Source organism: Flavicella sp. (assembly GCF_037132785.1).
In the GTDB taxonomy this organism is placed as follows: domain Bacteria; phylum Bacteroidota; class Bacteroidia; order Flavobacteriales; family Flavobacteriaceae; genus Flavicella.
Genome location: NZ_JBAHZZ010000096.1, coordinates 1 through 15,929 on the forward strand (window position 1 = coordinate 1; position 15,929 = coordinate 15,929).

Below are 15,929 nucleotides of genomic sequence, written 5' to 3' on the forward strand. Positions count from 1 at the left end.
GCACTCACCATGTGAACTGGTGATTTTTCTCCATTGGACTTTGCCCCTCTTAATGTTTTTCCATCAATTGCTATTACTTGTCCTTTTGATAAGTTTGAAATAGAATTGACCCAATCTATAAAACAGGTTTCAAATTGAGAACTATCTATGGATCAAAACACCAAAAGAAATGATGGATATTGAACTTAAAATTGTAGCTTAGTAACATCATAAAACTAAAACGTTTTGTTGCGTTACAACCTTGAATCCAAGTTTCCTTGTTTAACACGTTCAACCATATCTGATTTTGATAAAGTAAGACGTACAATACTATCTGCTGTTGCTTTTAAATCGTGAGGAATACCACCTTCTAATGCAATTAAATCCCCTTTTACTAGATTGTAAATTTTTCCTAGTACTCCAAAATCTATTTTCCCTTCAAAGATTTCTACTACTATGGGAAAAGGGGGTTTGTGCTCTTTCATTAATTGGTCTTTTTTGAACATTAGTCTGATCTCTTTTGTAAGATTAGTTTCTAACAGTACTTTGATAGCAGGTTTTTCTGCATTGTACTCAAGTTCTTTATTTATGGATGCAATCTTCATGTTGTCTTTATTTAGATTAATTATAAGCAATGTTATTTGTATGAATTCACTATTTTTATGATTTAAATCACAAAAACAGGCATGAAATTAAATTTTTGAGACTGGTACATCTTAAAAACGAGGAAAACCATAGATATATTTAAAGGTCAAAACCTCCTAGAATTGGCTGAAAACTTCGTAATCATATTCGTTATTTTATCTAAAACACTCCTAAACTTAAGGAATTAATTTAAAATATTACAAGTAAAAAACAGAAAAACATTAAAAAAACAAACCACGAGCAATAGTTCTATAGTTGTAAATAAAACCTCATATGTTAAAAAGCCCTTATAGAATCTGAGCTCTATAAGGGCTTACCGTGACCGCGAAGGGATTCAAACCCCCAACCCTCAGAGCCGAAATCTGATGCGCTATTCAATTGCGCCACGCGGCCATATTTATTGTACTACGACAATAATTTTTTCACAATAATCGATATCATCTTTCCATCAGCCTTTCCTGCCAATTGCTTAGAAGACATCCCCATTACTTTTCCCATATCTTTCATGCTTTCCGCCCCAGTTTGAGAGATAATCCCAGAAATCGCTTCTTTGACAGCTTCTTCATTCATTTGCTCTGGTAAAAATTGAGAAATAACTTCAGCTTGTGCTAATTCTGGCTCAGCCAAATCTTCTCTTCCTTGTTCTGAAAACAAAATGGCACTGTCCTTACGTTGTTTCACTAACTTTTGAACTATTTTCAATTCTTGATCTTGAGTTAACTCTTCTTTAGCTCCACTTTCTGTTTGCGCCAATAAAATTGCTGATTTCACAGCTCGTAATGACTCTAAAGCAATCTTATCTTTCGATTTCATCGCTTCTTTCAACTTCACCATCAATTCTTTTTGTAAACTCATATTCTATATTATTTATTACGTTCTTTTATATCCAGCTGTAAATATAATCAAATACTATTTCCGAAAAAATTTAAAAACCATCACTTAAGCTCGACTTCAATCTGTAAGGCAATATTTTTCTAATCTACATTATCGTGTAGAAATGAATTATTTGACCTCAGCAGTATTTCATCGTTATCATCTATACTTAAAGTTGTTCTAGATTTAGAGAGATCTAAAGAATTTACTTCTTCTAAATCTACTCCCATTCTTTTATAAGCAGGCTGTTTTTCAATATCATCAACATTTTGACTTACATTGTTCATAAACTTATAATTAAACTTTTTCATTTTCTCACGTCGACTATTACATCGTTGTTGAATCTCTGAAATAGTCGCATCCAACGGACTTATTTTCTTAATTCCAACAGCCTCAATATCTACAGTCGGAGTATCTTTGGTTTTCTTAATTGTAATTAGCAATTCTTCATCGACAACAACCTTATCCACTTTTACTTCTTCATGACCAATTACTTTAAAGTTATTGACATCAATCGTTGATGCATTTTTTATTGTCGGTTGAATATCGAAATCTTCTAAACTATATCGGGTAATTTTAGGCTCCTCATTTCTCACCTCAATACACCCCTTATCTTCAATTTTATTTATGTCAATTTTCTCTTCTAAAATACAATTTTTGATGGTAGGTTCCTCTGCAATAGGTTCTTCTACAATCTTTGGTTTAACCTCTTCATAAGCGACAACATCGATACCATTAATAAAATCCTCTACGCTATCATCCAAACTAAAATAAACAGGAGCTTCTTTTTCAATTTTCACTTCCTCGATATTTACAATTGGCATATCAAATAACAAATCCATTTGAACGGGAGCTTCTTCTGAAACTTCTGGTGCTTTCTCAACAGCAATATCCTTTATTTCAAACTCACCTTCTGAAAACTCAGAAAGACCATGGAGATTTTTATCCAATTTAACTTCTTCAAACTGAACCTCTAAATTCTCAATAAATTTAGTGGTATCTACAATTATACTAAGAGACTCTTCTTCCTCTTCTAATTCATGTACAATTTTACTTTCTTCACCAGAGGCTTCTTGTTGTCTACTTAAAATTTGATTTTTTAAAGAGTTTTTATCTTCAAAGCTATAGATCGCTTTTTGCTCATCTTCTAAAGTATGAATAACTTTTTTTTCTTCAATATCAGATATTTCACATTGTTGATCTGCTGCAAAACCAGTAGCAACAACGGTTAAGGAAATTTCATCTTCTAGAGATTCATCTTCACCAACTCCCATAATAATATTTGCCTCATAACCTGCCTCAGTTTGAATAAATTCATTGATTTCACCTATTTCATCTAACGTAACTTCTACTTTACCAGAAATAATTAATAGCAATACATTTTTAGCGCCTGTAATTTTATTATCGTTTAACAATGGCGAATCTAACGCTTTTACAATAGCGTTTTTAGCACGATTGGTACCCGACTCTTTTGCAGCTCCCATAATAGCAGTTCCGCTATTAGATAGTACCGTCTTAGCATCGTGTAAATCTATGTTTTGTTTGTAGTGATGTGTAATTACCTCTGCAATTCCTCTTGAAGCTGTCGACAGCACTTCGTCAGCTTTTGAGAATCCTGCTTTGAAACCTAAGTTTCCATATACTTCTCGTAATTTATTATTATTGATAACAATTAGAGAATCTACATTCTTACGCAACTCATCTACTCCTTTTTGAGCTTGTAGTGTACGCATTCTACCCTCAAACTGAAATGGCATCGTAACAACACCAACTGTCAAGAGTCCCATATCCTTTGCTAATTTAGCAATGATAGGTGCTGCTCCTGTTCCGGTTCCACCACCCATACCAGCAGTAATAAATACCATTTTTGTTTGTATCGTAAGAATACTTCTTATTTCTTCTAAACTCTCTATCGCAGCCTCCTCTCCAATCGCAGGATTAGCTCCTGCTCCTAAACCAGAAGTCAATGAAACTCCTAATTGAATTTTATTTGGAATAGGACTGCTTTCTAAGGCTTGTGCATCTGTATTACAGATTACATAATCTACCCCCTTGGTGTTTTGCTGAAACATGTGGTTTACAGCATTGCTTCCACCTCCACCAACTCCAATAACTTTTATTGTGTTAGATTGTGACTTAGGCATATCAAATGAAATGTTATCAAATTCTGTGCTACTCATAATAACGGGTTCTTTTTGATGGTTAAATATTATTTTTTAATTTTATTTTCTACGCTACTCTGCATTATCCAAAAACTCTTTAAATCTATCAGAAAACTTTTCGAAAATCGTTTTTTTAGGAGCTGGCTTTACCTCTTTGCTCTTACTTTGTTCTTCAGAGATTTCGTTATTTTTTCTTGAGGCTATAAAAGTTTCTTGATCATATACATCTTCTGAAAATTTCTCCTTGTCTGGTGGGTCAATACGTCCTAATCTTTCTTGTTTCTCCAGACCTTCCATCAACAAACCTACGGCTGTTGCAAAAATCGGACTACTTAAAGACTCATCCGACCCTCCTGCTAAATGTTCATTCGGATAACCGATACGGGTATCCATCCCTGTAATATATTCAACTAACTGCTTCAAATGTTTCACTTGAGCTCCTCCTCCTGTTAATACAATACCCGCAATTAATTTTCCTTGTTGAGTTTCGTGACCATAATTTTTGATTTCCAAATACACTTGGTCAATAATCTCAGTTATCCTTGCATGGATAATTTTTGATAAATTCTTTAATGTGATTTCCTTTGGGTCTCTACCTCTCAATCCTGGTATAGAAACTATTTCGTTCTCTTTATTTTCGCCAGGCCAAGCTGATCCGAATTTTACTTTTAGAAGTTCTGCTTGTTTTTCAATTATTGAACACCCTTCTTTGATGTCTTCTGTAATTACATTTCCTCCGAAAGGGATTACTGCTGTATGGCGGATAATTCCATCTTTAAAAATAGCCAAATCCGTTGTTCCTCCACCTATATCAATCAAAGCAACACCTGCTTCTTTTTCTTCTTGACTTAATACTGCTGATGCAGATGCCAAAGGTTCTAATGTTATTTCTGACAAATCAAGTCCAGCACTTTTAACGCAACGTCCGATATTTCTAATCGAAGAAACCTGACCTACAACTACATGAAAATTCGCTTCCAATCGACCACCATACATTCCGATAGTTTCTTTGATATGCTCTTGACTATCAACTTTAAAATCTTGTGGTAATACATGGATTATTTCTTCTCCAGGTAACATAACCAATTTGTGAACTTGATTAATTAAATTATCAATATCATCCTCATCAATTACTCTATCGGCATCATCTCTTGTAATATAATCACTATGATGCAAACTACGAATATGCTGACCGGCTATACCGACAACAACATCTTTAATTTCATAGCCAGATACATTCTCTGCCTCTTCCACCGCTTGTTGTATCGAGAGTATTGTTTGGGTAATATTATTTACTACACCTCTTTTTACGCCAAGACTTTTTGCCTTACCAATCCCTAAAATTTCAAGTTTTCCGTATTCATTCTTACACCCAATAATGGCAACAATTTTTGTAGTACCAATATCTAATCCAACTGAGAAAGTCCTTTTTTCCATAAGTTAATTCTTTGTACAGACAACCTGGTTGCTGAATTTTAAATTAATCGTTTTATATTTCTTCACTTCATTACTCTGAATTACCTCATTGTAAAAAGCTTCTAATTTTTTAAATTTTATATTCAATTTTTCAATTTTTCCAATTTGAATATGTTGATCATATTTTCTTGTTTGCAAAACATAATCGCTCTTGGAGTTTTTACGAACTCCAACCACTAAATCTGACAAAAAAGCATCCTCATTTATTTTCTTCACCAGTGAATAAATAGATGTAATATCTTCCTCTAAAATACTCCCCGAAACTAATAATACTCTAGCCGAATAGTTTTTTGACAACGGCATTTTAACACCTAGCTTGTCAATATAATAAACTTCCGACCCCGTATTCACTCTCGCTATGGGTGTACGCTGTTTAATTACTACTTTTATATCCCCATTTATAGTCATAAAAACTTTCACTTCTTCGACTAATGGATTTTGAAATACAACATTTTCCAATTCATGTAAATTTATTAAGGATTTTGGCTGGTTTACCACCTCTCCATTTATTTGTATTAACAATTTATTAACCATTTCGTGAGAAAGGAATAAATTGGCACCATTTGAAAATTCAACAATGGGCTTCTTAACCAATTTCAAGCTATTTCTCTCAGCTCCAAACCCGTACAAGAACACTACTATAGCAAGTAAAAAAACACTTTTTATGTAAACTATATACCTTTTCATTGTTTATTAATTATTATCCTTATGCACTTGTAAGTGATTTATTTTGTTAATAACTTTTTAGTGACTTCTTCAATCAAAGCCCCAATATCCCCAGCTCCAATCATGACGACAACCTTCGCATTTGATTTTATAATCTCTTGATACACCGCTTCTTTTTTTGCGATTTTTTTATGCTCTAATTTAATTTTAGTCAACAGCCATTCAGACGTCACGCCCTCTATCGGCAATTCTCTGGCTGGGTAAATATCTAAAAGTACAATTTCATCAAACCTAGACAAACTCGATGCAAAACCCTCAATAAAATCATTAGTTCTACTGAATAAATGTGGCTGAAACACCGCCATCACTTTTTCCGTTGGATACATTTCTCTCACTGTATCTACAACCGCGTTAATTTCTGTTGGGTGATGCGCATAATCATCTATTAAAACAAAATCATCAGTTCTTATTTTATATGAAAAACGCCTTTTAACCCCCATAAAACTCTTTAATGAATTTCTGATTTTCACCAAAGACAACCCAAATTGTTCTGCCAAAGCAACAGCCGCCAAAGCATTTGACAAATTATGTCTACCTAGCAAACACAACTCTACATTATCCTCTTGAGCCAAGGGTGTTTTTATAGAAAAACGATACACACCTTTTTTAATTTCGATATTAAATATTTTATAATCCGCATCTTCATCTACAGCATAAGTCAAACCTTCTAAGGGCAAACCTTTACAAATAATTAACTGTTTAGATACTAGATTGGAAAACTCGAGAAAAGAGGCTTCCAGAGCTTCCTTTCCTCCATAAATATCTAAATGGTCTGCATCCATTGAAGTCACACAAGCAATATTAGGCGACAATTTTAAAAACGACCTATCATATTCATCTGCTTCAACAACCGATATTTCATCTTCTCCCAATATTAAATTAGAATTATAATTCTCAGTAATCCCTCCTAAAAAAGAAGTCGCCTTTGTTCCACATACTTTCATAATATGACCCAAAATAGAAGAAGTTGTGGTTTTTCCATGAGTTCCTGCAACCGCCAAACAAAAGGTGTTTTTTGTTATCTCTCCCAGCACATCAGCTCTTTTGACCGTACTAAAACCAGCATCCCAAAAGAAATTAAACTCTCTATGATCTTTAGGAATAGCGGGAGTATACACCACCAAAGTATTTTCAATATCTTTAAATATTTCGGGGATCAAAGCAACCGAATCTTCAAAATGGATTTCAGATCCTAAAGCGACCAAAGCATCAGTAATACCCGAAGACATTTTATCATAACCAGCAACCTTCTTTCCATTTGCACAGAAATATCTTGCAATAGCTGACATACCAATTCCGCCAATTCCGATAAAATAAACACTATGTACGTTGTCTAAATTCAATTCTCTTTATTTTTTTTTAATCCTACTAATATTTCTATTTGATCTACTATCGATTTAGTAGCATTTGGCAAAGCCAAATCTTTTATGTTTTTTGATAAATTCGATTGTAATTTTTCATTTTCCAAAAGATTTAAAAACTTTTTTTGAAAAAAAAATAATTCTGATTCTTTTATCAAAATAGCCGCCTCTCTTTCAACTAAAGTCATCGCATTTTTAGTTTGATGATCTTCTGACACATTTGGAGATGGAATAAAAATTGTTGGCTTACCAACAATACACAATTCTGAAATTGAACTTGCGCCAGCTCTACTAATTATAAAATCAGCTGCTGCATATGCCAAATCCATTTCTGATAAAAAAGCATGCGTTTGAATAGCCTCTCGTTTATCAAAATGTTTGTACTCTTCTATATAAAACTCACCTGTCTGCCAAATAACCTGAATATCATTCTCTTTAAAAAAATCTATCGAAGAAGCTATCAGTTTGTTTACTGCTCTCGCACCTAAACTCCCTCCAATCACTAACAAAGTTTTCTTTGTCTTATCTAACTTAAAAAAAACTATTCCAGTTTCTCTCTTAGAGTCAACTGTCAATAAATTTTGACGTACTGGATTCCCCGTTTTCTGAATCTTATCTTTCGGAAAAAAACGCTCCAAATTATCATAAGCTACACAAATAGAGCTTGCTTTTTTGGATAATAATTTATTTGTAATTCCTGGATAAGAATTTTGTTCTTGAATCAATGTAGGAATCCCTCTATTTTCGGCTATATACAAAACAGGTCCACTAGCAAAACCACCTGTACCAATAACAACATCGGGTTTAAATGCATTAACAATTTTTTTAGACTCCCAAATACTACTCAATAATTTGAATGGAAATGAAAGATTATCAACCGTTAACTTACGTTGAATTCCTGAGATCCATAATCCTTTGATTTTATAACCAGCATTAGGTACTTTTTCCATCTCCATACGATCCTTCGCTCCTACAAACAAAAATTCAGCAGCTGGATATCGCTCCTTAATTTCGTTTGCAATTGCAATCGCAGGATAAATATGCCCCCCTGTTCCACCTCCGCTAATTAATACTTTCATTTTAAATTTCATTTTTAATCATGTATCGTCTCATGAAGAATCGATAATGGGTTTTCATCTTCCTCTTCCAATTGCTCCTCTGTTATTTCATTCGCAGAAGAAACACTTAGTATAATCCCTAAACTAAAACAAGTCATCCATATAGATGTTCCTCCGCTACTAATCAGAGGCAAAGTTTGCCCTGTTACTGGTAATAAATTTGTGGCAACCGCCATATTAATCATTGCTTGGAATATTATTGGAATCCCAACAGAAATTACCAACATGGTTCCAAACACAGTACCTGCTTTTTTTGCTGCAATCAAAATACGCATCAACAGCATAAAATAAAAGATTAATATTGCAAGACCTCCTATCAATCCATATTCTTCTATAATTATTGCATAAATAAAATCTGAAGAAGATTGAGGTAAAAAATTCTTTTGAACACTTTTACCTGGTCCTCTACCTGTTATCCCTCCAATAGCAATTGCTATTTTGGCTTTTTCAACTTGATACCCTTCGGTCTCACTAGAATTGGAAAAACTTTCAATTCTACTTTGCCAAGTATTCACTCTATTTGGCATTGCATCTGGAAAAGCTTTTGCTGTCAAAACAAAAAGACTCAAAGAAACAATTCCCATCCCCAAAATGAACAAAATATATTTAATTGGGTAACCTCCTAAAAAAACTAATATCAAAACCATAAAAAAAGTAATCGCCGTCGTAGAAAAGTTTGCAGGTAATATCAACACCAAGGTCAATCCTACAGGTAACCACAACTGTAATAAACTTTCTTTGAATTTAATTTCTTTGTCCTTATTTCGTGAAATATAACGAGCAACAAGCACCATCAATACCAAAGCTGCAAGTGTTGACGTTTGAAATCCAACTCCTACAATCGGAACACGGATCCATCTACTTGCATTTGCACCCCCTATTGTATTTCCTAATGACAGTGTATATACTAATAATACAATTACAATCGGATACAATAAAACAGCCCCTCCGCTAAAAAAACGGTATGGTATTTTATGCACCGCAAACATAATAGCAAATCCCATCAACAACAAAACCGCATGTTTAATCAAATGCCCCATTGTAGAGCCATTACCAACTACATACACCAAATTAGTACTCGCACTATATACGGGCATAAACGAGAGTATCGCTAACATGGCAACCAGTGCCCATATTACTCTATCCCCCTGTAGATGTTTGAATAAATTATGCATCATTATTATTACGGTTTTACAAATGCCTTACTGCATTTTTAAATTGTCTACCTCTATCTTCATAACCTTCAAATAGATCAAAACTTGCACAGGCAGGAGACAATAATACTGTATCTCCTTTAGACGCTAGTTTGTATGCTGTCTTAACAGCCTCTTCTGCATTTGTTGTTTCAATTAGAAAATCAACTACACCGTCAAAAGTGTGAATAATTTTTGCGTTGTCCACTCCCAAACAGATAATAGCTTTTACTTTCTCTCTCACCAACGGCATTAAATCTAAATAATCATTTCCCTTATCAATACCACCAACTATCCAAACAGTTGGAGATTCCATACATTCTAATGCATAAAAAACAGCATTTACATTGGTTGCTTTAGAATCATTGACATACTGGACTCCATTAATCTTTAAAACCATTTCTAAGCGATGTTCTGCTCCTTCAAAATCTTCTAAACTATCTTTTATCACTTGTTTTCTAGCCCTCATCATCTGAGCTGCTAAAGAAGAAGCCATCGCATTTTTAATATTATGTTTTCCTTTTATTGCTAGTTTAGAAATATCCATTGTTATAATCTCTTTATTTAATATTGTTTGAATTTTATCATCTTTTATATATGCACCTTGACGTGGTTTTTCTTCTTTCAAAGAAAACGGCACCAACTGCGCTTTCACTTTATGACTACTTAGCCATTTTTGTGTTTCAATATCATCTGCATCGTAAATCAAATAATCTTTTTCTGTTTGATTTTTTGTAATCAAGAACTTCGATGTTATATAGTTCTCGTATTTGTAATCATATCTATCTAAATGATCTGGTGATGTGTTTGTAATAATCGCAATATGAGGAGCAAAATTTATGATGCCATCTAACTGAAAACTACTAAGTTCCAATACATAATTCTCATAGTTTTTAGTTGCTACTTGCAATGCAAAACTATCACCGATATTCCCGGCCATTCCGCAATTGAATCCAGCTTTTTTTAATATATGATACAACCACATTGTAGTCGTAGTTTTTCCGTTCGACCCGGTGATTCCAATCAAAGTTGCCTCGGTAAATTTTGAGGCAAACTCAATCTCTGAGATGACGGGAACCCCTTTTTCTTTCAAACTAACCACCAACGGAATTAAATCTGGAATACCTGGACTTTTCATCACAATATCAGCATCCATAATTTTATCCAAACTATGTTTTTGAGATTCAAACTCAATTTGATGACTGACAAGAATCTTTTTATAGGATTCTTTGATTTCTCCTTTATCAGATACAAAAACAGCATAACCTTTTTGTTTCGCCAAAACAGCAGTACCAACACCACTCTCACCTCCCCCAAGTACAACAAGTTTTTCCATCTTATTCTTTCCTTATCTAAGCTTTAATGTCACTACGGTAACGACCGCTAATAACAGACCAATAATAATAAAACGAGCTGCAATTTTGGACTCGTGATAACCTAATTTTTGATAATGATGATGTAAAGGAGCCATTTTAAAAATCCTTTTTCCTACACCATATTTTTTACGAGTATATTTAAAATATCCTACCTGTAGTACTACCGAAAAATTTTCCACAAAAAAGATTCCTGCCAATACAGGTATCAATAATTCTTTACGTGTTGCAACTGCGACAACAGCAATAATAGCCCCAATAGTCAAACTTCCTGTATCTCCCATAAAAACTTGAGCGGGATAGGTATTATACCATAAAAACCCAACCAATCCACCTGAAAAAGCGCTTATGAAAACCACCATTTCACCTGAATTAGGGATATACATAACATCCAAATAATTAGCGAAAATTATATTCCCAGACACCCAAGCGAACACCCCTAGTGTAAGTACAATAATCACAGACGTTCCTGCAGCCAATCCATCAATCCCATCCGTTAAATTAGCTCCATTAGAAACAGCTGTAACAATAAAAATTACAATTGGTATAAAGATCAGCCACCCCCATTTACCCGGAGTGTCACCTAACAAATTTGTTACAACAGAATAATCCAATTCGTTATTTTTCATAAAAGGAAGTGTCGTCTTTATGGCTTTAACCTCCTTACCAAATATTTTTGGCACACCACTCTCTGTCACCAATTGAATTTGATCAGCTGGTAACTTTTCTTTCATAGTAACGTTTGGATTAAAAAACAACATTCCGCCTACGATAATACCAAGACCTACTTGCCCCAGTACCTTAAACTTTCCTTTTAAACCGTCTTTGTCTTTTTTAAACACCTTAATATAATCATCTAAAAAACCAATAGCCCCCATCCAAAGGGTAGTAATCAACAGAATGACGATATAAATATTATCAATTTTAGCAAAAAGCAAGACTGGAATCAATGTTGCAAAAATTATGATTAACCCGCCCATTGTTGGAGTTCCAGATTTTTGCGTCTGTCCTTCTAAACCTAAATCACGCACAGATTCACCTATTTGTTTTTTCCTTAAATAGTTTATCATTCTTTTTCCATAAATTGTAGAAAGTAAAATGGAACAGATAAACGCCAAGGAAGCTCTAAATGTTATGTATTGAAAAACCCCAGCTCCAATCAAATCATAGTTTGTTCTTAGATAATCAAATAAATAATACAGCATACAATTAACTTTTATTTTTATTTCTCTAATTCTTTTATTACAGACTGAATAACTTCTTTATCATCAAAATGTTTTTTTACACCTTGAACATCCTGATAATCTTCATGTCCTTTTCCAGCGACCAAAACTATATCCCCTTTAGAGGCTAATTTTAGCGCCGTTTTTATTGCCTGTTTTCTATCGATGATTGAAAGTGTTTTTTTCTGATTTTCAGAAGAAACACCTTCTTCGATTTGACTTATTATCTCTTGAGGATCTTCGAACCTAGGGTTATCAGATGTAAATATCACTTGATCACTTAACAACGAAGCAATATTCCCCATTTTACTTCTTTTAGAAATATCTCTATCTCCTCCACAACCAACAACAGAAATTACATTTTCCTTACCTGATCGGATTCCTGCTATTGTAGTTAACACATTTTTAAGAGCGTCTGGAGTATGCGCATAATCCACAATTGTCACAATACCTCCTGGAGAGATAGAATACTGGAAACGACCATTTACACTCTCTAATTGACTCATCAACAATAACACTTCTTCTTTAGGCAAGCCTAATTCCGTTGCGACACCATAAATTGCTAATAAATTTGAAACATTAAAATCACCTATAAGTTGTATCCAAACTTCACTTCCATCAACCTGCAGCATCATTCCTGAAAAACTCTTTTCTAAAATTTTCGCTTTATAATCAGCCATTGACCTCAAAGCATAACTCAATTTTCTAGCTTTTGTATTCTGCAATAAAACAAAACCATTCTTATCATCTGCATTTGTCAAGGCAAAAGAATTCTTTGACAAATTGTCGAAAAATCGTTTTTTAACATCTCTATATTCGGCAAAGGTTTTATGATAATCTAAATGATCATGGGATAAATTTGTAAAAACCCCTCCATCAAAGTCCAATCCTTCAGTTCTATTTTGATGAATACCATGAGAACTAACCTCCATAAAACAATGAGTAACACCTGCCTCCAACATTTGATTTAAATACGAATTGATTGTAACTGAATCTGGAGTTGTATGAGTAGCCTCATAACTATCTTCACTAATTCTTATTTTTACCGTAGACAACAATCCTGATGTAAATCCAGCTTTTTGAAATAAATTATATAGCAAAGTAGCTACTGTGGTTTTACCATTTGTTCCTGTAACTCCAATTAGTTTTAACTTAGAAGATGGTTTATCGAAAAAATTGGATGCCAAATGCGCTAAGGCATGATCACTATTTACTACTTTTATATAAACAATACTGTCTATTAAGTCTTTTGGAAACTCCTGACAAACGATCGCTAACGCTCCTAATTGAATTGCCTTTTCTATAAAGAGATGGCCATCAAAAGAAATTCCTTTCTGTGCAACAAATAAATCTCCAGATTTTATTTTTCTCGAATCAAACACAATAGCATTTATCTGAACACAAGCATTCCCTCTTTGCTCAAGAATAACAACTCCATCAAGTATGTTTTTTAACTCTTTCATCTTAACTTAATTTCAAAACTATAGTTGATCCTTTTTGAATTTTTATGCCTTTTCGAACAGACTGCGACTTTACCGTTCCAACACCTTCATAAATCACTTTCATTCCTAAATTTTCTAACACTGATATAGCATCCATACCCGCCATACCTCGAACGTCTGGAATAGTTTTTAACTCGCTATTTAACAACGAATAATATTCTTCAGAATCAATTCGAAACTCTTCTATTTGAGGGCTTTTATTTTGGACCTCTCTTTTAATTGGAGCAGAGGCATACATTTTTTGTGCTATCTTTTTAAACACTGGAGCTGCAACGGTTGAACCATAATACCCTTTCTTTTTATCAGGGTTATGAATCACAACTATACAAGAATACTTCGGAGCATCTGCAGGAAAAAATCCTACAAACGAAGCCGTATATTCTTTATTTGAATAATATCCTCCTTGGATTTCTCCATTTTTATCTTTAGTTACTGGAATGTATTTTTTAGCCGTACCTGTTTTACCAGCCATTGAAAAATTAGGTGTATAAATATTAGTAGCCGTACCTTGTTCCACAACCTTTTCTAATACTCTCCTCAATTTTTTAACCGTTTCCATAGAAGCAATTCTCGGATTGATTACTTGAGTTTCAAAAACCTTATCAATCTTTCCCTCTGTCCTCAATGCAGTCACAAATTTTGGCTTCACCATTATGCCATTGTTAGCAATCGCATTATAAAAAGTTAATATCTGTAAGGGAGTCATAGAAACCCCATAACCCCAGGCCATCCATTCCAAAGAAATACCACTCCATCTTTTTTTGTCTTTTGGTGATGGAATATAAGGATCACCCTCTCCTTTAATCGCTAATCCTAATTTTGAACCTAAACCAATTTCATTAACTGCATCAACAAATTTTTGTGGATTTTTTTTATAGTGTTTTTGAATTAATTTAACGATACCTACATTAGAAGAAACCTCAATAACACGCCCTGCAGAAATCTTTCCATAACCTCCCCAACGCGAATCTTCAACTTTTTTTCCATGAATGAAAATTCTTCCTTTTTCCGTGTCAACTACCGTACTCGTATCAAGCACTTTATCCTCTAAAGCAATCAACAAACTAGCTACTTTAAAAGTAGACCCAGGTTCATGAGACTCCCAAACAGCATAATTTCTCTTCTCGTAATATTTTTCTTCAGGGGTTCTACCCAAATTCGCAATTGCTTTTATAGAACCTGTACTTGTCTCCATAACAACCACACAACCGTGATCTGCCTCAAATTTTTCTAACTGCTCTAACAACGCATGATGTGCAATATCCTGTACATTTATATCAATTGTGGTAATTACATCACTACCATCCTTAGGCTCCACTTCATTATTATCATTAATTGGCTTCCATAGATTTTTAGCAATTTTCTGCTTCATTCTCCAACCTACACTTCCTTCTAAATAATCTGTATACGCACCTTCTATCCCAACTTCGCCTCGATAATCATCATAACCAATCGTTCTTTCTGCTATTTTCCCTATCGGGTGCTCACGCACCGTTCTTTGCTCAGCTATAAAACCTCCTTTATAGGGCCCTAGATTAAAAATGGGAAAATTCTTCACTTTCAAATAATCCATATACCCTAAGTTCTTAGCTACATTCAGGTAACGATTTCTCGATCTTCTAGCCTTTCTAAAATAAGCTTGATAATAAGTTGCAGTTCTTCCAAACATCGCAGACATTGACTCAGACAGAGAGTGAATGTTTTTTTCAAATACCGCATCCTTTACCGTAACTACATCCATTCGAATGTCATATTTTGACATAGAAGTAGCGAGTAAGCTGCCTCTGGCAGAAACCACATTGCCTCGATTGTAAAAGATTGTATCTTTTCGAATTGTTCTATGTGCAGACATATCACGATATTTATCACCTTCTAAGTATTGAATACGTGTGATTTCAGCAAAAATTACTAACAAAAAAAAAGTCATCAAGACAACTACAATCGATAGTCTGCTTAATATGCCTTTTTTTTTAGTGCTCACTTTTAATTCGTTTTTACTGTTACTTTAATTTTTATCGGTGGTCTTGTAGGTGACCCCAAACCTCTTTCTTTCAACTTCTTTACTACGGAGGATTCCATTTTCATCCGTGTTAAATAAGTTCCTGAATCTATATATAATGCCTTTAGCTTCCTCATTTCAATATTCATTCTGGAAATCTCCATCACCTTCCGATCCGCACTATGCGAACTTGAAATCATAAATAGCAACAGAGAAACCACAAACAAAATAATTCTCCAATTTTTAAAAGCACCTTTATTTACTAAAAACCCTCCTTTTAAAACATCATAGAATTTCAT

Annotated in this window: 13 protein-coding genes and 1 tRNA gene; all 14 read right to left on the reverse strand. The window is 33.9% G+C overall.

The window, feature by feature from the left end; all coding sequences use genetic code 11:
• Positions 1–233 precede the first annotated feature (233 nt).
• Positions 234–584, reverse strand: coding sequence for a cupin (locus V5787_RS06410; protein WP_336892434.1), 351 nt, complete (start codon positions 582–584; stop codon positions 234–236).
• Positions 585–943: 359 nt separating this feature from the next.
• Positions 944–1,017: transfer RNA gene (locus tag V5787_RS06415), tRNA-Arg, on the reverse strand.
• 12 nt (positions 1,018–1,029) lie between these two features.
• Entirely contained in the window at positions 1,030–1,479 is a 450-nt protein-coding gene (locus tag V5787_RS06420) for a GatB/YqeY domain-containing protein (RefSeq protein ID WP_336892435.1), read from the reverse strand.
• 119 nt (positions 1,480–1,598) lie between these two features.
• Complete coding sequence (gene ftsZ / locus V5787_RS06425) at positions 1,599–3,677, reverse strand: cell division protein FtsZ (protein WP_336892436.1); 2,079 nt, start codon at positions 3,675–3,677, stop codon at positions 1,599–1,601.
• A gap of 54 nt (positions 3,678–3,731) precedes the next feature.
• Positions 3,732–5,096, reverse strand: a complete 1,365-nt coding sequence (gene ftsA, locus V5787_RS06430) for a cell division protein FtsA (protein ID WP_336892437.1) — start codon at positions 5,094–5,096, stop codon at positions 3,732–3,734.
• Positions 5,097–5,099: 3 nt separating this feature from the next.
• Positions 5,100–5,822, reverse strand: a complete 723-nt coding sequence (locus tag V5787_RS06435) for a cell division protein FtsQ (RefSeq protein ID WP_336892438.1) — start codon at positions 5,820–5,822, stop codon at positions 5,100–5,102.
• A 38-nt stretch (positions 5,823–5,860) separates the two neighbouring features.
• On the reverse strand, positions 5,861–7,204 hold the full coding sequence (gene murC / locus V5787_RS06440; protein WP_336892439.1) for a UDP-N-acetylmuramate--L-alanine ligase: 1,344 nt from the start codon (positions 7,202–7,204) through the stop codon (positions 5,861–5,863).
• Complete coding sequence (murG, locus tag V5787_RS06445) at positions 7,201–8,313, reverse strand: undecaprenyldiphospho-muramoylpentapeptide beta-N-acetylglucosaminyltransferase (protein WP_336892440.1); 1,113 nt, start codon at positions 8,311–8,313, stop codon at positions 7,201–7,203. The genes murC and murG overlap by 4 nt, the downstream gene beginning before the upstream one ends.
• 2 nt (positions 8,314–8,315) lie before the next feature.
• Positions 8,316–9,515, reverse strand: coding sequence for an FtsW/RodA/SpoVE family cell cycle protein (locus V5787_RS06450; protein WP_336892456.1), 1,200 nt, complete (start codon positions 9,513–9,515; stop codon positions 8,316–8,318).
• Positions 9,516–9,531: 16 nt separating this feature from the next.
• Positions 9,532–10,869: a UDP-N-acetylmuramoyl-L-alanine--D-glutamate ligase gene (gene murD, locus V5787_RS06455; RefSeq protein ID WP_336892441.1), complete on the reverse strand. Its 1,338-nt coding sequence runs from the start codon at positions 10,867–10,869 to the stop codon at positions 9,532–9,534.
• A 12-nt stretch (positions 10,870–10,881) separates the two neighbouring features.
• Entirely contained in the window at positions 10,882–12,111 is a 1,230-nt protein-coding gene (gene mraY, locus V5787_RS06460) for a phospho-N-acetylmuramoyl-pentapeptide-transferase (RefSeq protein ID WP_336892442.1), read from the reverse strand.
• Positions 12,112–12,128: 17 nt separating this feature from the next.
• Entirely contained in the window at positions 12,129–13,592 is a 1,464-nt protein-coding gene (locus V5787_RS06465; RefSeq protein ID WP_336892443.1) for a UDP-N-acetylmuramoyl-L-alanyl-D-glutamate--2,6-diaminopimelate ligase, read from the reverse strand.
• A gap of 1 nt (position 13,593) precedes the next feature.
• Entirely contained in the window at positions 13,594–15,558 is a 1,965-nt protein-coding gene (locus tag V5787_RS06470; protein ID WP_336892457.1) for a penicillin-binding protein, read from the reverse strand.
• A 56-nt stretch (positions 15,559–15,614) separates the two neighbouring features.
• Positions 15,615–15,929 (reverse strand): FtsL-like putative cell division protein, encoded by a 315-nt coding sequence (locus V5787_RS06475; RefSeq protein ID WP_336892444.1) that lies wholly within the window; start codon positions 15,927–15,929, stop codon positions 15,615–15,617.